General features: G+C 46.7%; 16 protein-coding genes and 1 tRNA gene. 5 read left to right on the top strand and 12 right to left on the bottom strand.

All coding sequences use genetic code 11. The features are described from left to right. Nucleotides 1–78: 78 nt before the first annotated feature. Entirely contained in the window at nucleotides 79–843 is a 765-nt protein-coding gene (locus tag FPZ45_RS10155) for a TSUP family transporter (protein WP_144700898.1), read from the top strand. 47 nt (nucleotides 844–890) lie between these two features. Here FPZ45_RS10155 and FPZ45_RS10150 read toward each other — a convergent pair whose 3' ends face one another. From FPZ45_RS10150 to FPZ45_RS10110, 9 genes are all read right to left on the bottom strand, one after another. Beyond that, nucleotides 891–1682 carry a TetR/AcrR family transcriptional regulator gene (locus FPZ45_RS10150; RefSeq protein WP_144700896.1) on the bottom strand — a complete coding sequence of 264 codons (792 nt, stop codon included), beginning with the start codon at nucleotides 1680–1682 and terminating at the stop codon, nucleotides 891–893. A gap of 75 nt (nucleotides 1683–1757) precedes the next feature. Continuing rightward, the gene (locus FPZ45_RS10145; RefSeq protein ID WP_144701563.1) at nucleotides 1758–3401 is read right to left on the bottom strand and encodes a glycoside hydrolase family 13 protein; all 1644 of its coding nucleotides are present in this window, start codon (nucleotides 3399–3401) and stop codon (nucleotides 1758–1760) included. Nucleotides 3402–3565: 164 nt separating this feature from the next. Continuing rightward, nucleotides 3566–4543, bottom strand: a complete 978-nt coding sequence (locus FPZ45_RS10140; RefSeq protein ID WP_144700894.1) for a LacI family DNA-binding transcriptional regulator — start codon at nucleotides 4541–4543, stop codon at nucleotides 3566–3568. Nucleotides 4544–4658: 115 nt separating this feature from the next. Further along, nucleotides 4659–4734 (bottom strand) — tRNA-Lys (locus FPZ45_RS10135). A gap of 259 nt (nucleotides 4735–4993) precedes the next feature. Then, nucleotides 4994–5638: a GyrI-like domain-containing protein gene (locus tag FPZ45_RS10130; protein ID WP_144700893.1), complete on the bottom strand. Its 645-nt coding sequence runs from the start codon at nucleotides 5636–5638 to the stop codon at nucleotides 4994–4996. Between the two features lie 137 nt (nucleotides 5639–5775). Further along, the gene (locus FPZ45_RS10125; protein WP_186438335.1) at nucleotides 5776–6759 is read right to left on the bottom strand and encodes a DUF3829 domain-containing protein; all 984 of its coding nucleotides are present in this window, start codon (nucleotides 6757–6759) and stop codon (nucleotides 5776–5778) included. 154 nt (nucleotides 6760–6913) lie between these two features. After that, nucleotides 6914–7945: a Cfr family 23S rRNA (adenine(2503)-C(8))-methyltransferase gene (locus FPZ45_RS10120; RefSeq protein WP_144700889.1), complete on the bottom strand. Its 1032-nt coding sequence runs from the start codon at nucleotides 7943–7945 to the stop codon at nucleotides 6914–6916. 463 nt (nucleotides 7946–8408) lie between these two features. Beyond that, on the bottom strand, nucleotides 8409–9200 hold the full coding sequence (locus FPZ45_RS10115; RefSeq protein WP_144700887.1) for an alpha/beta fold hydrolase: 792 nt from the start codon (nucleotides 9198–9200) through the stop codon (nucleotides 8409–8411). Between the two features lie 591 nt (nucleotides 9201–9791). Further along, nucleotides 9792–10673: a helix-turn-helix domain-containing protein gene (locus FPZ45_RS10110; protein ID WP_144700885.1), complete on the bottom strand. Its 882-nt coding sequence runs from the start codon at nucleotides 10671–10673 to the stop codon at nucleotides 9792–9794. A 146-nt stretch (nucleotides 10674–10819) separates the two neighbouring features. On the opposite strand from FPZ45_RS10110, the gene FPZ45_RS10105 reads away from it, so the two are divergent. The 3 genes from FPZ45_RS10105 (at nucleotide 10820) to FPZ45_RS10095 (ending at nucleotide 13265) form a co-directional block, all read left to right on the top strand. Then, nucleotides 10820–11356: a nuclear transport factor 2 family protein gene (locus tag FPZ45_RS10105; RefSeq protein WP_222430770.1), complete on the top strand. Its 537-nt coding sequence runs from the start codon at nucleotides 10820–10822 to the stop codon at nucleotides 11354–11356. A 160-nt stretch (nucleotides 11357–11516) separates the two neighbouring features. Beyond that, on the top strand, nucleotides 11517–12404 hold the full coding sequence (locus tag FPZ45_RS10100) for a poly(ethylene terephthalate) hydrolase family protein (RefSeq protein WP_246120402.1): 888 nt from the start codon (nucleotides 11517–11519) through the stop codon (nucleotides 12402–12404). 195 nt (nucleotides 12405–12599) lie between these two features. Beyond that, nucleotides 12600–13265 (top strand): NAD-dependent epimerase/dehydratase family protein, encoded by a 666-nt coding sequence (locus tag FPZ45_RS10095; protein WP_144700883.1) that lies wholly within the window; start codon nucleotides 12600–12602, stop codon nucleotides 13263–13265. Between the two features lie 128 nt (nucleotides 13266–13393). On the opposite strand, the gene FPZ45_RS10090 is transcribed toward FPZ45_RS10095, so the two are convergent. After that, on the bottom strand, nucleotides 13394–14566 hold the full coding sequence (locus FPZ45_RS10090; RefSeq protein ID WP_144700881.1) for a carboxypeptidase-like regulatory domain-containing protein: 1173 nt from the start codon (nucleotides 14564–14566) through the stop codon (nucleotides 13394–13396). A 101-nt stretch (nucleotides 14567–14667) separates the two neighbouring features. Next, nucleotides 14668–16374, bottom strand: a complete 1707-nt coding sequence (locus FPZ45_RS10085) for a pyrroloquinoline quinone-dependent dehydrogenase (RefSeq protein WP_144700878.1) — start codon at nucleotides 16372–16374, stop codon at nucleotides 14668–14670. A 273-nt stretch (nucleotides 16375–16647) separates the two neighbouring features. Between FPZ45_RS10085 and FPZ45_RS10080 the strand changes: the two genes are divergently transcribed. Beyond that, complete coding sequence (locus FPZ45_RS10080; protein WP_144700876.1) at nucleotides 16648–17076, top strand: cupredoxin domain-containing protein; 429 nt, start codon at nucleotides 16648–16650, stop codon at nucleotides 17074–17076. 170 nt (nucleotides 17077–17246) lie between these two features. Here the strand turns inward: FPZ45_RS10080 and FPZ45_RS10075 are convergent, their stop codons facing one another. Further along, nucleotides 17247–18179 (bottom strand): MBL fold metallo-hydrolase, encoded by a 933-nt coding sequence (locus tag FPZ45_RS10075; RefSeq protein WP_342780042.1) that lies wholly within the window; start codon nucleotides 18177–18179, stop codon nucleotides 17247–17249. Nucleotides 18180–18252 lie beyond the last annotated feature (73 nt).

The following is an 18252-nucleotide window of genomic DNA, read 5'->3' as shown; positions in this document are numbered from 1 at the left end:
GCTATGGACACCGATTCCTTCATGAGGTAAGATTCTCTCATTCGCAACCTTAATTTCTTGGCATTGTGAGAGACGACTATGGATGAATTAAATCTGGGTATGCTTTTGTTTTTGATCGTTGCGGGATATATCGCCGCGTTTATCGATTCCGTCGTCGGCGGAGGAGGATTGATCTCCTTGCCGGCACTACTGCTAAGCGGACTCCCTCCGAGCGTTGCGCTCGGCACGAATAAGCTGGCGGGAACGATGTCGTCGCTGACCAGCAGCATTTCCTTCATGGCATCGGGCAAAATCGACGTTCAACTAGTGAAAAAACTATTTCCACTCGCGTTGGTCGGGTCGGCCGCCGGAGCTTATACGGTCGCTTTCATTCCTTCCTCGTTTCTTAAGCCGCTAGTCGTCGTCATGCTGATCGCTGTCACCGTCTACACCGCATTCAAGAAAAACTGGGGAGATCGGTCGACCTACCGAGGACTAACCAAAAATGCGGCAATTGCTACGGCGGCGATTGCCGCCGTCATCGGGTATTATGACGGCTTTTTCGGGCCGGGAACGGGCTCTTTTCTCATCTTTGCCTTCTTGCTGCTCGGCTTCGACTTCGTGCTTGCAGCCGGCAACGCCAAAGCGCTGAACTTCGCGAGCAACATCGGAAGCCTGCTCATGTTCATCGCGCTCGGGAAAGTGAATTACGTTTATGGCCTGCCGATGGGATTGGCTATGGTCGCAGGTGCCCTTACCGGTTCGCGGTTGGCGATTCGGAAAGGTTCAGCCTACGTCAAACCGTTGTTTTTCCTCGTCACCGCTTTGCTGATCGGCAAGCAGATCTGGGATCTGCTCGGATAACAAAAAACAGCGTCCCGCTCGGATTCCGCCGAACGTGACGCTGTTTTTTAATTTTTTCCCGCTAGAAATTGTTCGACGCCGTCCAGAATTCTTTCCAGTCCGAAATCGAAATCGTCGCCTACCGTATTGTCCTCCACGTTCTCTCCCGTATAGGAGCCGGATGCGACAACCGGATACAGGTACGGATAACGGTCCGGTTTGACCAGTTCTTTAAGCGCGGTCGTGTAATTCAGTCCGCTGAACGACTCGGGAGTCGCGCCCGCCTGGATCGCCCGGTCAAGGTCTCGCATAATGATTCCGCAGGTGCGCGCATAACTGCTGATGAGCAGCAGAATCGCTACTTTCTCATAATCGTTCAAAGGAAAACGCCTAAGCGGACGCAACACCCAATCGATAATCTGCAGCGTGTTCGGCATAATGGGGACGCTCGTAATCGAAATATCTCCGAACCAAGGGTGTTTCCGGAATACCTCGACGCAAGCGCGTACGTACTCCCGCATTTCCTCTCGCCAATCTACACCCTCCCGCTCCGGAGGAATATCCATTGCGCTGACGGCGTCCTGCATGAGCATCAGAAGATCGTCTTTACTCGAAATGTACCGATAAAGAGACATCGTCGTAAAACCGAGGGAGCTCGCTACTTTATTCATGGAGACAGCTGCCAACCCGTCTTTGTCGGCGATCGCGATTGCCGCGTCGACGATTTTAGGGACGCTTAGCTCGCCTTTCGGGCCGCGCGTTGGCTGTTTTCCTAGTCCCCACCCGAGCTTCGCCCAGTTCGGCAAGTTGTTCAGCGCTTCCTGATTCAGGCCGTTTTCGCCGTTACGTACATCCGCCATCGTGATCCTCCAGGTACTTTCCGTCGCCCCGTGCGGAGCGCGATATACTGTCTATATAATAAACAGTATATCATACTAGCGGCTTATCTCGTAAATCCGGGCTTCGAACGGCTTCAGTTCCAACTGATCTTCCGAGCCTGCTTCCTCAACGGAATAGTTGGCCAGAAGCAGCTTACGGGAATCAGCGTTGTAATCAACAGGGAGCGTTATCAAGATTCGATCCTCCGAGTGATTAAGGACGATCAACCAAGTCGTTCCCCCAAGAGACCGTGTATAGACGTAAAGCCGTTCGCTATCCATCCATTCCGGCAGCTCTTCGAACTCGCCGTACACCATGACTTCGTTCTTTTTGCGCAGGGCAATCAGCTTCTGGTAATAACGGTACACCGAATTCGGGTGCTCCAGATCTAGTTCCGCATTGATTTCTTTATAATTCGGATTGATGTTGATCCATGGCGTGCCCGTCGTAAATCCAGCATTCGGCGAGTCGTTCCACTGCATTGGCGTCCGGGAATTGTCGCGGCTTAACGGCTGCAGACTCCGAAGCACTTCATCTGCATCCCGTCCTTTCCCAACTTCTTCCGCGTATCGATTTTTCATGGCAATATCATCGTATTGATCGATCGACTCGAACTTGACGCCCGTCATCCCGATTTCTTCACCCTGATAAATATAAGGGATTCCCGGCAAAGTGTGCAGCATGGTCGCCAGCATTTTGGCGGATTCCACCCTGTATTGGCCGTCGTTCCCATATCGGGTCACTTGCCTCGTATGATCGTGATTGTTAAGGAATTGGGAATTCGAGCCTTTCCCCCATAACCCCTTGTACCAGCGTCTTTGAATTTCTTTGAACCGGAGCATGTCCCAAGTCGGCATCTCGTCGCATACTTCGAAATGGAACAGCATGTTGAGTTCTCCGCGGTCTTCCGCGACGTACTTCAACCCTTCTTCCGGAGATACGAACGCCGCTTCCCCTACCGTTACGATATCGTAATCACGCAAGGTTTGTTTATTCATCTCTTGAAGAAACACATGCAACCCGGGGCGATTCGTCAAATACCGGATATCTTCCGGGTGATCCGCATCGTCGAATTGTTCCGGCTTAGCCAGCAAAGCGATCGCATCCAGGCGGAAGCCGTCGATCCCTTTATCCAGCCATGCCCGCATCATGCGGTAGATTTCCTTCCGCATTTCTTCGTTCTCCCAGTTCAAATCGGGTTGTTCGACGGCAAAGGAGTGAAAATAATACTGCTCCGTCGTCTCGTCCCATTCCCACGTGGAGGGCGAGAAATACGAACGCCAATTGTTCGGTGCTTTCCCTTCTTTTCCATCCCGCCAAATGTACCAATCCCTCTTCGGATTTTCCCGGGACGACTTCGATTCGATGAACCAGGGGTGACGGTTCGACGTATGGTTCACGACCAGGTCCATGATCAGCTTCATTCCGCGAGCATGAACTTCGAACAGCAGCTTCTCCCACGTTTCCATCGTTCCCGCTTTTGGCATGATGGCTTCGTAATCCGAAATATCGTACCCGTTGTCCAAATCGGGGGATTCGAACACGGGATTCAGCCAAATAATGTCGACGCCCAAATCTTGGATGTAGTCCAGCTTCCGAATCAAGCCTTCCAGATCCCCGTAACCGTCGCCGTTGGAGTCGTAGAAGCTTCTCCAATAGACTTGGTATACGACGGCTTCTTTCCACCAGACTTTATTAATCGTTGCCATTGAGCATGCCTCCATTAGGTTGTCGCCATAAAGACGAAAGCCTAACGTGAAATAGAGTTAGGCTTTCGTCTTTATCGTACTTTTCGATCGCTTTATGCGCACGCACTCATTGTATCCACTTCTCGCAATTCGGTCAATAAAATTTACTAAGAACTTTAGTAAAATTTTACCGACTCGCGCCATTTGACCGTCGCCGATAACTTAAAAGGATCTTTGGAAGTTTGTCCCGCGATCATGCCCAGCAGATCCTTAGCAGCCAAGTACCCGCTTTCGTAACGCAGAATGGAGACCGTCGTCAGTCCCGCCATCGCCGCCGCTTCGGAATCGTCAAACCCCGTTACAGAAATATCTTCGGGAACCCGAATCCCGTTTTCCTTAAACGCCTTAATAGCACCTATGGCCATATTATCGTTCGCGCACACCAACACTTCGGGTAAGTGGTGGCTAAGAATCATAAGCTTAGCCGCCTGATAACCGCTTTCCTCGCGGTAGTTGCCGTGAAAATAATCGTGCGAGCGGTCGAATTCGATCTTATTTTTCGCTAGTGTATCCATGAAAGCCCCGAACCTTTCCCGATTATCCAGCGTAAAATCCAATCCACCGATGAAGCCGAAGGACTTGAAGCCTTTATCGATCAAACCTTGCGTCAAGTCGCACATCACAGGATAGTTGTCGACGGTGACGCTCTTCGTATTCGCTTTGCTATCCGTTAGCATACGGTCCATTAGTACGACGGGAAAATCCGGAACGGCCGCGGACAAGACAAAATCATCCGCGATGTTGCTGTCCAGGATGATCGCCCCGCGCGCAAAGCTACTCTTCATAAAGCTATCGCTTGATTTACTCGTACATATAATAAGATCGTAACCGTTTTCCGCAAGGCAATCGCTAACGCCGTTAATGATTTTCAAGTAAAAATCGCGATCGAAATCGCTGAATATAAAGACGATCGCCTTCGACCGATGCGGGTTGTCGAGATGGCGGGGCTGCTTGGGATAGTATCCGTGCTCCGCACACACCTGCAACACCCGTTCCTTCGTCGCTTGTCCGACGTTGCTTCTTCCGTTGAGGACGTTCGACACCGTCGACACCGATACCCCTGTGAGCTCCGCGATTTTTTTCATTCCGCTCATCTTCATAAATCCCCTTAGAAACTTGGTAAAATTAATATACCACGCGAGCGTTGCGATATAAATGTCGGTCTATACAACAAAAAAACGGCATCTCTGCCGTTTAATTAGTCTAATATGGTGGGTTCTCAGGGATTCGAACCCTGGACCAGATGATTAAGAGTCAACTGCTCTGCCAACTGAGCTAAGAACCCAAAGCAAAATGTGAATCGGTTAATTTGATAAAAATTATTATAATACGGGGCGGCTAGAGATGTCAAGTAACGGACACAGCAACCGCTAATGAGCAATATCGACCATTTGGATTTCTTACGGACACAGGCGTCGCTATTTTGCAAAAATCCTTGCTTTCGGCGGTTTTACGAGCTATTAAGAGCTGTGGTGACCGTTAAAACTGAAAAGGACCTTTTGTGGCAAATTAGCGGTCGATGTGTCCGTTAGCATGATAGCTGTTTAGCGTGTTTGCTTGTTTCTATAATTCGCCTCAGCCGGAAACCTTAACACCGTTTTTAACTTTTCGGGGTTCGTCTTTCGAGGATCCGACAAATAGATTTCCCGATGAATTTTGCTGGTACGGTTGTACCCATTCTCTTCGCAGAACGCTTCCATTCGAGCAAAGCTTTGCGGTTCGTCGTCAAAACTTCCGATATGCATCATCTGACAGCATAATCCTTCTTCCACGGGCTCAAACCGGACTTTCTCTAGGAACGGATTAGGCTTTTTCTTTTTCGTTTGTTCGAGAAACCGCACAAACCATTTTTCCGTCAAAAAATCGGGTTGGCGTATCATAATCGTATACTTCAAATTGTCTTTGTCCGTCGCTGGCTTGGTCCGATCAAGCAAATCCCACACGCCCTCAAGCGGGAATACCGTATATTCGTAGTATCCAGACGGTACATCGTCACTTTTGTAAGACATTCTTACCGCGTAGCTCAAACTGTACAAAGCTTCTACCGCCATGGAAAATTCCTCGCCGTTAGGATCTCCGGAACCGCTGACCATAAAAAACGACATATTCGGCACTTCCACAATTTCCGGCAGCGTTTTCGGCAAATAGAGCTGTTTAAAATCTTTCTTATAATCTATCTTTTTACTCAAAAATGGATCTCTCCTTTTGGATGCTTTTCGTTATTTTAACTTAACGAATGTGACAACAGTATGTCATATTCGTCCGGCGAAAAACAAAAAAGCACGCCAAGATGGCGTGCCCGTCCATAAGAACGAATTGTTGAAATTCAATGCTGCCTTGCGCTATTGCCGACAATGATATTAAAGCTGTAAATCAGCTTGTTCATCTGCTCTTCGAACTTATAAATGCGAGAAGCAAGGCTCTCTTCGGCTTCATTGCCTTGTCCGGATGCTTGGCCTGAGAAGGTGAGCAAAAAGCTCATGGCTTGCTTTTCAAATTCCGGCAATTCCTTGTCAAAACCGGCAAAGCTCACTATTTTTTCTTTCTTGATGCGTTCCTCGTCCTTGGAGTAGTCGCTAAACAGCTTAATTTCAACAAGCAAACCTCTAAGCTGCTCTTGGTATGCTGCAGAATCGACCTTTTCAAGACTTGCGTTCTCCAACTCCAACCCGTCATCGACAAATTGTTGGATGAAGTCCTGGCTTTTCATAATTATGCTCTTGGCGTGGAGATGGAGCAGATAACCTTCTTTTTTCAGTCCGACCAAGCTTTCCTGGTCTTTCTTTTTCGTAATCTCCTTCAAGTCTCGGGCAAGCTGCTTAGCAAGCTTAGTATAGGAGTAATACTGCGTAACCAGCTTCTTGTGCAGCTTTTTTCCCCGCTCGAAGTCATCCTTGGCAAACTCCCATGAGCTGTAGTAATCTTCTACTTCATTAATAAGGTCCATGTAGGACTTCAATTGAGGAGCAAGTTCTTTCATCGTTTCATCTGCCGCTCCGAAGGAAGGCTTCTTGGACGCAAACGCTAGCGCTTCATCTACATTCTTGTAATAGATGTCGATGACTTTGCCGACGATGTTAACGCCGCCGAATCTTCGCAGATCCTTCTCTTTTGAAAGATCTATTTCTTTTTCAAAGCCGAAGTTAAGTTTATAAATCTTCAATTTAGTTTCCAGTGAGACAAAGGCTAAAGTACTTATGCCCGCGTAGGCATTATACTTGTTCGTTTCCGATTCCTTCGAATAACCGCAGGCACTCAGGACAAACGTAGCAATCAGTAAAACAGATAAAGCGGACAACCATTTCTTCAACACAGACACTCCTTTTATGTAAAAGCTTTCCTCTTCCTCTCCTTAAATCGGAAAAGCTGAGGAATAATGTGAGTAAACCGCAAATATCGAGACCTGAGACCTACAATAAATCAAAACGGCTGCCCTCTTCATGGCAGCCGTTGGCGTAAATCGATTATTCAGAGCGGTATAGCTGACCGCATGCCGCGTTAATATCCGATCCGAATTGAGTTCGGACCGTGTGGCTGATACCTTTTGACTTCAAGATCCGAACAAACGCTTTAATCCGATTAGAATCAGATTGCTGATAGCTGTCTGGCGTAACTTCGGTCGAATTGAATGGAATCAGGTTAACGTGGTAGAGATGTTCCACAGGTCCTCTTCCTCTTAACAAATCGGCAACTGCTTCCGCATGCGCCGCCGAGTCGTTGACTCCCCGAAGAAGAATATACGCAATATACACCTTTCTCTTAGTTTGCCGGATGTGATGATCCAAAGCCTTCAGCACGTCGTGGATTGGGAATCGATCATTGATCGGCATGAGCTCGCTTCGCTGATCATCGAAAGGCGAATGCAGCGAGAAGGTTAGATTGACCTGCGGAAACTCACGTGTCAGCTTCTCGATCCCCGGCATCAAGCCGATGGTGGAAACCGTAATTCGCCGTTGTCCTAAACCAAAGAGAAACGGGTCGGTCAAAATCGTTATCGAGTCAAAAATATTCGGGTTGGCGAGCGCTTCCCCCATGCCCATAAATGCGACACTGTCCAATGCGTGGCCATTCAAGCGAAAGTGCAGCAATTGGTCGGTAATTTCATCGACGGTTAAATTTCGTTTCAGGCCGATGGTACCGGTGGCGCAAAACCTGCACCTGAATCCGCAGCCACACTGAGTGGAAATACAATATGATTTCCACCCCCGCTCATAAGTAAGACGTACGGCCTCCACGCGTTCGTCTCCCTCAATGGCAAACAGCACCTTACTGACTTGTTTCGATGTGAGTTCCTTTACCGGAACGATGCTGCAGACGTTTGGACCAAGCATTCGGGTCAACTCTTCGCGCAAAAACTTAGGTAGTAATGTCATCCGTTCGTATTCACCGACGTTTTGCTTGAAAATCGCATCCATAATCTGCGCATACCGATACTCGGGCTGCTTTAAGTCGGACAGCAACCGCCGAATCGTTTCATATTTCGAGGATAGTCTCATGTCTTCTCCTTACCGCCGCCGGAGAAAACGTAAATAAGCAACCGTCAATTGGCACTTTGACGAATCGCTACGTGCACCTGTCGATAGACTGGTAAACCTCCGGCAACTGATCTATTTTTGTGTGAACCGCTACGCCTAGCAGGAACCGGTTCACATGATCATCTACAACTTCAGTCAGCATCGTGTTCGACCTCCAATAAATAAAAAAGAGCTACAAGAAAGTTACCTTTCTTGTAGCTCAAAAATACGGCACAATCCATCCCTACTCAGGGTATGAAAAGGGTATATTTAATGAGTGAAAAGAATAAGGTAACTTTCTTGCCCATAAAGAATAAAACAAATATTGCTTTATTCCTTAAAAAAACGGCAAGAAGTATTACATTATCCTCTTCAACTCCAATCGTTTAAGTGTCAGCACGATCTTAACATACCCGCTTCTTCATTTCAACCAGCTTCCCTGCCACTAAAAGTAATTCTTGAGAACCGGTACAAGAGCTTCCGGCTTGACGATGTGCGTCTGACCATTAAGGATTTCGAGCCTTGCATTAGGGAGTACGTCCGTAAGCGACCGCATTCCGTTAAGCATCCAAGTAGGACTCTTGCTGCCAGCTATTACGAGAGTAGGAACGCTTACTGCGGACCATCGTTGAAGTGTAGAAGCTTTACCCTTCTGATGTTCTAGCGTAAGAAGCGTATCATAGAGCAGCGTGTGAGCAACAGCCTTAAGTTTCGACCACGCCGGCATGAGAGGCATCATGGCGACGACTGGCGCTGGCAAGCCCACTCCTTTTCTCATGAAGAGCTTTACCGCGGCACTTCGTTTGTTTGACGCCAGCAAACCTTCCATTTGCTCCAAATAACCCTCAGGCACAGGCGCGCGGCTGTTATCGACTACTAACGGCGCTTCGTATAACGCCAGCTTCTTTATGGATGAAAGCCGTTTCGCCGCTTCAAGGGCAAGGGCGGCACCGGATGAAATGCCGTACACATATGCCGAATCGCCGGCCTCCCGGATCAAAGCAGAAAGGTCCTCCACTTCACGCTCGACATTATACGGCATTTGATCTCCACTGTCGCCACGACCTCGCCGGTCATAAGTGAATACTGTAAAATGTTGTTTTAGCAAGTCAGCCAACGGACCATTCGGGCCATTCGATCGACTGCAAAGGGCTCCGTCAACTAAAATAAGCGGGGGGCCGCTGCCTGCCTTTTCGTAGGCAATAGCCGAACCGTCTTTCGAGTGTAAAATATTCATTAAAACCCTCCATTTTGGCGATTTACAACAATCGCAATTTTTATTTGCTGCTGGTTTTTTGTTGCCCACTATTTTTACAACGGATGGAAAATGATAGAATCGACAACTCTCATCTCATTTTCTTAAAATTTTTTTGTCACGGATGATCTTCGAATGCCTGTTAACTTCTTTAACAGTCTTGAGAAATCCTCCCATTTAATCAAAAACGCAGTCCGGTTGGACTGCGCTAGAACTGCGTAACTATTCACTGCCTTAATCACCGGAATGCCCGAAGCTTCCGAAGCACCACGTGTTATTGTTGGTGTTGTCGGTTTCGCCGCCACTACTTGCTGGCTATCGTGCAGGACGGTAAAATGATCAATACCACATTCGAGCCGACACTTGGCACCTTTTCCAAGTTCCATCCACGGGGAGATTATCATTACCGATGCCAAGGAGCAATAAAAGGGGGATCTTTTTTGAAAATACAAAGAGAACCCATACACACTGGATAAAATCGAAGGGATTTCATGAGCAGGAAGTAAATTACACCTACGATTTAAGAAGCCGACAAATCATGGCCGATCCTACACAATAAATCAAGCGGGGGAATCAATCCCCCGCCCATTTACGATTCCTCATTGCCGATGGAGGAATTCCATACTTCTTTTTCCAAGCTTTTGAGAAGTGGGAGACGTTTTCGAAGCCTGTTGCGAAACAGACCTCCGTTATGGGCATTCCGGAATGGGTTAATAATTCTCTTGCCTTCTCTAACCGGCGATTACGAATCCATTGAATTGCAGGCTCATTATAGACCTTCCGAAATTCCCGTTTGAAGGTGGATAGGCTTCTGCCGGACAAATAAGCAAGATCCTGAAGCGATACGGGATTTAGCAGATTCTTCTCTACGACCTCTACAATGCCGGTAAGACGTTGCTGCCTCAGTTGCAGAATCTGGTTCAATAACCCTTTGTCCGCATCCAATATATCAAAAAGAAGCTCCAACATTTTCAGCTTAATTAATTCGTCTTGAATGGCCTCGGGCTTTTCAAAATAGGGCTTGAGCGATGCGATGTAGCTTAACAGGCGCTCATTCACCGAATGAACGGCAGTTGGATCAGGCGATACAGGGTTCGGAACAGGAAGATTAGATATCTTCATAAACTCATGAAGCAATTCATCCTTCAGAAAAAACATCATATAGTCCAATACATGCCTCGAATCCTCTTCCCCGTACTTCTCATAATCAATGACGATGCCTTTATGCAGGAATACCATTTCGTTTTTCCTTAGCGAATATTCCTGCTCACCGTATCGGACAATGTAGACCCCTTCTAGAACAACTAATAGAACATGATCCTGCAGGTACATCCTCCCGGTCTTTATATCAGAATATCCGCATGCCCCCATAACTGATAATCCTTTTATCTTCAGCATGCGAACACTGTCTAAACTTTGAGGCATTTTCACAGCCTTTCTAATTACTGATCCCATTAGCCCCCACTCCTTATCTGTGTAAAAGATAACACAAAGTCACTGCGGCAATCCAATGGGAAAGCACTGGAATTTGATGAGAATGAGCCGAATTGACATAAAAAATGAGCTGTACGACAAAGCTCTAATCACTCGGATCGGATAATATGAGAATAGAAGTAATGCAAAATGAACAACTTAGTTACAAGGCAAACAAACTGAGAAAAGGTGTGGGAAAAATGGCTAATGTGAAAATACTATCCTTAGAAGAAATTGCTGATCGCGATGCGATCCGCGATCTCATTGACGCATATGCATTTTGTGCAGATACGAGGGATGCTAAAGGTCAAATGGCTCTATTTACTGAAGATACTCTTTTTAGAGTATTTATGGATGAAAGTCAGACGGAACCATCCCAAACCGTTCATAATAGGAATGATCTAGCGCCTATTTTTGATAACTTAAATATTTATACCTCTACCATGCATTTTAATGGCCAGAGTAAAATCACTTTATCTGGTAATACTGCAACTGGGATAACCTATTGTTTTGCTCATCATTTAACCATTGAGGGCGATGACAAAAAATTAATGGTAGCAGCGATAAGGTATTACGACGAGTTCATCAAAATTGATGATACATGGTTTTTCAAAAAGAGAGATCTCAAAGTTGCATGGGTTGAAAATAAGCCTCTTAATAGCTAGACAGAGACGGTGGAAATCCATCACTAAGCAGAATGGTTCGAGAATCTTTTATAGATTCGCGAACCATTCTGCTTATTCTTTACTCCTCGAAAATCCGGTTTATAATTAATTATAGCTATACGTTTCTCATTTCATCGAAGCAACGAAAGGGGATTTATGGTTGTCAGCTCTCGTCCTTATCTTTGCATTTTTCATGCAAATCATCGTTCATTCTAATGTACCCGAACTTGCAGAAGGAAGCAATGAGCAGCGGTATGCACAGCAAGGAAGCTATCATGTAAAGGTAGAAGAAGTTAAGGGTACGACCGGAGAGGCTTTGTATAGAATATACTACCCAGCATTTCAGGGAGACGAATCCTTTCCTATTATTTCTTGGGGAAATGGAACAGGTGCCACGCCGGATCGTTATGATGAGCTCTTCACTCATCTTGCTAGCTGGGGATTCATTGTCATAGATTCCTATAGCAAGACAACAGGAACCGGTAATGAAATTGTAGAGGCCATTGATTATTTGAGAAATGAAAACCAACTCGCAAACAGCTTGTTTTATCAAAAAATTAAAATGGAGCATATTGGTGTAGCCGGACATTCACAAGGAGCTACCGGGGTTATTAATGCTCATACCAACTATATAAGTGGATCGTTGATTAAGACGGTTGTATCCATCGCTCTCCCGGATTTGAAGCATTGCGATCCAGAAGATGTGTACGATACAGCACGTATTACCGTTCCTTTCCTCATTATGGGCGGCACACGAGATTTTCTAATCTCACCGGTATCAACGAACCAATTAGCCTTGCATACTACTAACACAAACTCGCCAGTTATGATGGGGATGGCAAAAGGTGCAGCTCATACAGCTATTGAAGGTAATGGCGGCAATCACAGGGGTTACTTGACGGCATGGATGAGATATCAGCTGCTTGATGATCAGGAAGCCATGAAGGCATTTCATGGGGATTCTTCCGAGATGATGCATAATTCAAATTGGGTGAACGTTAAACAAGCAAATATGGATGACCTCCCTGACGTCGAACCTGACGCTTAAAAATTCCTATCCAACAAAATCCCGACTTGCTCTGCTATCACTTGAGGTGGTTCTGCACAATTTTAATCCGCTTGTGCGATATGGCACAAATCGTGTTCCTTTGATTATTGTAGACATGCTATATTTATTATAACTTATACACATATGTGCGATATCGTACCAATGTATGTGTTATAGAAAGGCAGTGTTAGACAAATGAGGGTAATCATTTTTGGGGCAACTGGTATGATTGGTCAAAGTGTATTGAGAGAATGCTTATTAGATGAAAAAGTTCAGGAAATCGTTACGATTGGACGAAATCGTACAGGTCAGCAACATCAAAAACTAAATGAAATTGAGCTTAATGATTTAACTAATTTATCGTCAATAGAAAATAAAATAACAGGATTTGATGCGTGCTTTTACTGTCTTGGGGTATCTTCCACGGGGATGAACGAGGAGGAATATACAAGAATAACGTATGATATCACGCTCTCAGTTGCTAGTACTTTATCAGGATTGAATCCCCAAATCACATTCGTTTATGTCTCAGGCAGCGGGACAGACAGTTCCGAAAATGGACGAACGATGTGGGCAAGAGTAAAGGGAAAAACCGAGAATGCTTTATTGCGTCTTCCAACTAAGGCGGCTTATATGTTTCGTCCAGGTGTCATCATTCCATTGCATGGCGTGAAATCAAAAACAAAATGGTACCAATTATTTTATGATGTAATGAAACCCTTGAATCCATTGCTGTTAAAATTGAACAGTGTCGTATCATCTGAACAATTGGGAAAAGCCATGATTGAGGTGGCAAGAAATGGTTATGATGATCCTATTATTGAAAGCAACCAACTTAAAAAATTAAGCAGACGTACTTAGTGAAGGAATAGCTTATACGAATCGGTTGGGTTCCGCACGGATAAAGAAGAAATTAAGTACTTATAAAACTGAATTAGGCCACAAAAAAGAGGGGTTCTCCGCCCCTCTTTACTATCAAGCCCATCGATTTACAACGCTTCGGCAACGATTGCTTTCGGATCGGTCACCTTAGGCGCAGGCAGCCAATCGGAAGGAATGAAATCGCCTGCTTCCAGCTCTTCTTCGGAAAGCTTGTACAGAATCGTTTGGTAAAAATGTGGCGACTTCTCCCATTCCGCTTTATCGATCTTCACGACGAAAGAACCATCTGCTTCCGGTAAGGAAACTTCATACTTCACCGACGGGTCCACATTCAGTCCGATGACCCTGCTCCAGTAAACTGCACCTTCCGCCGGTCCGCTCACCAATGTCGGAGGTTTGTCTTGAATAATCGTGCCCGTCTCCGGAAGAATGAAATCCGTAATTACGCTTGTCTCGTCTGGGAAACGATTGACCCGGTTTTCAGGCAGCGTGTATTTGACTTGACCGACAAATACGTTCAAGAACATATCTTCATCATCTTCAGGAGAATAATAAAGAATGTATTCGCCATTTTCATTCGAAGGATCCGACCTGGACCAGCCCTCGCCCCGATCGCGTGTGAAGCTAACAACGGCACCCTGAACGGGCGCCCCCGTATGATCCTTGACAACGCCTTTGATGAAATATTTATCTAAAATTGTCGTCGGGAAGCCCTCATCTTCATCAGCAATCGCTCGCGCGTGAACTTCTACCTTCGTTGCGTCTTTAGGGTCGGCCTTCACTTCGGTTATTCGAATCGGATAATAAAAGTGGACCGCATTTTCGGTCGACTTCAGTACATCTTTCGATGTGCCTTCTAGCGCTTTGCCTTCAACCGTTGCGCCCTCGACATCTTCAATCTTCAAATGAACCTCTTGCGGGAGGCTGCGATCGACGAGGAATGTGAATGCTCCGCTCTCATCCGTCGTTGTATTGCGCTTTCCGACGATGCTGACGATCGCTCCGGAAACGGGCTTGCCATCAACTAGCACTTTCCCCGTGATGGAGACAACATGAGAATTGTCCAACTTCCAGTTCGTCACTACGATCTTTTCTTGATCGAGTTTAATAATCGCTTGTGCCTGCTGCTGCTGGGTTGCTGCCGGAGCGCTTGCGGACTCGCTTGCTTGAGGCTGCTTCGACTCTACCGCATTCTCCGCATTGCCGCTCGAGCAACCTGAAAGCACTGTGCCGATCGCAAGAATGGCTACCGAGAGTTGCCATTTCATCTGTTTGTTCATAGCTTATTCTCCTATCGTACACATAAGGCAGGTCCGAGGACCTGCCTTATGTTCATTTTCAACCGATATCTAAGCGTTCATATTCGACTTTGGGACTGAAATCAGCCGTGAGCGCCTTTTTCAGTCGATTCCGTCGCAGCGCCTTGCGTCTTGTCTCCGCCAAGTGCAAACACAAACGCTTTCGGCTTCGTGCCGCCCGATGTCAGCAAAATATATTGCTTACCGTCGACGGTGAAGATCGAAGGCGCCGACATGATGGTGTTGCCATCAATTTGGAATTCCCAAATAATTTTGCCCGACTTGATGTCGAGCGCGCGGAATTTGCCGTTCAACTCGCCGTAGAAAGCAATTCCGGATGCAGTGCTTGTGAAACCGCCGCGCATTTCTTGGTCTGTATCGTATTGATACGCAACTTTCCCGGTGTTCATATCGATCGCTGTAACCGTTCCATAAGGAATGATATCGGGTGGAACCTCACCAATGGTCGTTCCGAATTCAGAAACCTCTTCTGCTCCGTCCGGTGCAGATTTTACAAGGGAAGGCATCTCAATTCCTGGGATCAACACATAGTTCGATTCCGGATCGTACGTTTCCGGAGCGTAGTTTTGGCCGCCGTAAATGCCAGGGTAAATCAATACGCCTTCCTCAGTCGGCTCCGGATGGTCAATGATCTTAGCGAACTGGACGGCATCATAGATGATTTCGCCGGTTTTGTAATCATATGCCCACCATTCGCCGGATTTGCTTCCGTGAACGACGACTTTGCGCTCTGCGCCGTTGATCTTCGCAGTGATCAACATTGGCGTAGCCGCGGAATCGTAATCCCACAGATCGTGGCTGACTTGCTGTTGTACCCAAACGAGCTTGCCTGTTGCGCTATCGAGTGCAACAATGCTGTCCGTATAAGGGTTTGCGCCTGGACGATCAACGCCATACAAGTCAGGCGCCGGATTGCCCGTGCCAAAATACATCAAGCCTGTCTCTTCGTCGAACGACATTGGATTCCATACTGCGCCGCCGCCGTTCCATTTTGCATTTTTAAGCCAATCTTGACCCTTCGGCGGTACGACCCAGAACGGAGAATCCCATGCAGCGGTCAAATCGCTTGCTTTATAAGCCATGACGAATCCACGTACCCCGTTGTCGCCGCCGGAGCTGCCCACATAGATGTTTCCGTTAAAGTAAACGGGAGCTACCGTTTCATAATAGCCATTTTCAACCGTTACGCCTTCAACTGCATCGGAGATGTTGACGATTTTAACCGTTTCGCCTGTCTTTTGATCAATGGCGACGAGGCGATTGTCGAGCAACAGCATGTATACTTTGCCTTCCGCCACAGCAACGCCGCGATTTGCGACGATGTACATATTTTTCGTGTTTTCATAAAGCGCTTCATCAGGCGCCCAGTGCCAAATTGGCTCACCTGTTAGCGCATTCACGGCGAACACATGGTTTTTGCTCGTCGTCAAATAAGCGATCCCATCGATGACCATCGAGAAGTTTTGATTCCCGTTCGGAATGGACGGGTCGAGCGACTTGAAATCAAGCGTCCAGACGACGCCAAGATCGTTCACATTATCCTTCGTAATTTCCGTAAACGGAACATGTCGCGTGGCTCCCAAATCATAGTGCACGTGCGGGAAGTTCTCATAGGTAGCAGCAGTTTGCGATGCTGATGGCGACGCAGACGGCGATGATGATGCGGATGCCGATGGAGATGATTGCGAATTGTTGTTGTTGCTTGAGCATGCGGTCAGCGCCATGCTTGCCGCGAGTACTGCGCCAACAACGGTGAGTGATTTTTTCAACTTCCGTTCCCCCTTGATCTAATGTAGTTTCTGCGTAAGATGAACCTTTGAAATCATACAAACAAAATAAGAAACACAAAAAACACTTATAGCAATTCCTGGACAGTAACAAACTTACTACTAAGATTAATGGCAATCAAAATTCTACTCCTAATTGTTTACAACGTCAATGATTATAGGATTTGACTTTTGTAACAACTCGTAATAGAATCGTTCATTGGACAGCAATAATCTTATCACTAAGATAATTATATCAATGGAGGTACAATCAACATGAAAGCAAGTGTAAAAACGTTACTGGGGCTTGTCGCTTTATGCGCAACTATCGCATTAAGCGCATGCGGCAGCAACAATGACAAAGCTGCAAACAGCAACTCACCGTCATCTTCTGCGCCAACCTCATCCGAATCCGCGCCTGCTTCGCCAGCTGCCGAGCCTAAAACAATCGAAGTTACGATTACGGCATCGAACTGGAAGTTGGACATTGACAAAATCGAAGCAAATGTAGGCGATACGATCAAAGTAACCCTTGAAAACAAATCGGGGATGCATGCTATCAAATTCGGCGATCTGGGCGTTGAAGTGAAAAACGGCGAAACGAAGGAAATCGTCGTAGACAAAGCGGGTACATTCGAATATCATTGCTCGATCACATGCGGTCAAGGACATGACAATATGACCGGGAATCTGATTGTTTCATAAGTTGCAGAAATGACAAAAAAGATCGCTTATTCTTGGACAGAGGCTCATCCTCTAGCCAATATTAAGCGATCTCTTTTTTTGACCGTTATTGGAAATTTGATTTATCGACGGTTAATTTTTCAGATATCTCTACATGTGTTAACTAAGGAAACACAACTGACGATGAACATTCATTCTTCCCACCATTTTGAAGTCGGGAACTCCTGGGCTCCGATAATGACCGGTTCGCCCAGCTTGGGAGTCGCCAGCGGAGTGCCGAGCTGATCGGCAGCTCGCTTGGCTCTCTCAATCGGATCCGTCCAGCTGTGTAAAGCTAACGTGAACGCTCCCCAATGAATCGGAACCATCAGCTTCCCTTGCACTTCCTGATTAGCTTGTAACGACTCTTCGGGAGTCATATGAATGTTTGCCCATTTCTCATCATATTGACCCGTTTCGATCAACGCAAGATCGAATGGTCCATACTTGCTGCCAATCTCCTTAAAGTGAGGCGCATACCCGCTGTCCCCGCTAAAATAGATTTTCGATCTGTCTCCCATAATGACCCAAGAGCTCCATAAGGTCGAGCCTGAGTTATTCACGTTGCGGCCGGAGAAATGTCTGGCGGGGGTACTGACGAGCTTAAGTCCCTGGAACGACTGCTCTTCCCACCAATCGAGTTCCACAATACGCTCCGGGTCGACCCCCCACTTCGTTAAATGGCCGGAAATCCCTAACGGCACGATAAATTGCTGTACCTTATTTCTCAGCTTGCGAATAGAACCATAGTCCAGATGGTCGTAGTGGTCATGCGAGATGAGAACTGCATCAATCTCGGGCAATTCCTCAATCGTTGCTGGCAGCTCGTAGCTATAGCGTTTTGGACCGAAGTAACGGACCGGAGCCGCATAGTCGCTGAATACGGGATCAATCAGCAGCTTGACTCCGCTGACTTTAAGCAATAGGGTCGAATGACCGAACCAGATAACTTGATCGTCGCCGCTATCCGAGAAAGCCTTTGAATCAAACGGAACGGACGGAAGGCTCTTCTTCGGCCGACTGTTGGGCGTTCCTTTTACCGTTTTATATAAAGCATCGACGGTATCCTTGAAACTATAATCCATTGGCGTGTCAATTTGATTGCGGAACTTCCCATCGGCAAAGTTGGGGGATTCATGAATTCGTTTCTGACTCTCA

Origin of the sequence: Cohnella terricola (assembly GCF_007786475.1) — a bacterium.
Lineage (GTDB): Bacteria > Bacillota > Bacilli > Paenibacillales > Paenibacillaceae > Cohnella > Cohnella terricola.
This window is presented reverse-complemented; position numbering and strand designations above follow the sequence as displayed.